This window comes from Pseudomonas sp. SB113 (assembly GCF_040754745.1).
Taxonomy (GTDB): domain Bacteria; phylum Pseudomonadota; class Gammaproteobacteria; order Pseudomonadales; family Pseudomonadaceae; genus Aquipseudomonas; species Aquipseudomonas grimontii.
In genome coordinates this window covers 1-480 of sequence record NZ_JBFMHW010000123.1, presented here as the reverse complement: position 1 = coordinate 480, position 480 = coordinate 1, and the positions used below count along the sequence as shown (strand labels likewise).

General features: G+C 60.2%; 1 protein-coding gene. It reads right to left on the bottom strand.

The genetic code is table 11. The features are described from left to right. On the bottom strand, positions 1-480 hold a 480-nt coding region (locus AB1462_RS31765), incomplete at both ends, for a FecCD family ABC transporter permease (RefSeq protein ID WP_367249047.1).

Genomic DNA, 480 nt, shown 5'->3' with positions numbered 1-480 from the left:
CGGTAAGTTTCCATGCATTGAGGATCAGGAACGGCAAGGCGAATGCGACGGCAATCGCCGTGATGGTCAGGTTCGTCCAGTTGGCTTTGGCAAGCGTGCCGAACATCCAGAAGACGATCTGCTGGCCGACTTCGGGCGTCGCATTGAACTGCAAAAGCGATTGCAGTGAGTGAAACAGGAACATCAGGGCGATGCCGGCGAGGATCATCGTATCGCCCATCATGCCGCGCATATTGCCGACGGAGTAGATCAGGGCGGATGCCATGCAGGCAAAGACGAAGGCGCTGGCGGGTACCGCGAATAACGGATTGAGCCCCCAGCCGCCGTTCAGAATGGCGAGCGATGCGCCAAAACCCGCCGCAGATGCGAGCCCAAGCGTGTAGGGGCTCGCAAGCGGGTTATCGAGAAGAGTCTGCATGGTCGCGCCGCTGGAGCCAAGGGCCATGCCGACGATGATCGCCATCAGGGCCATTGGCAGGC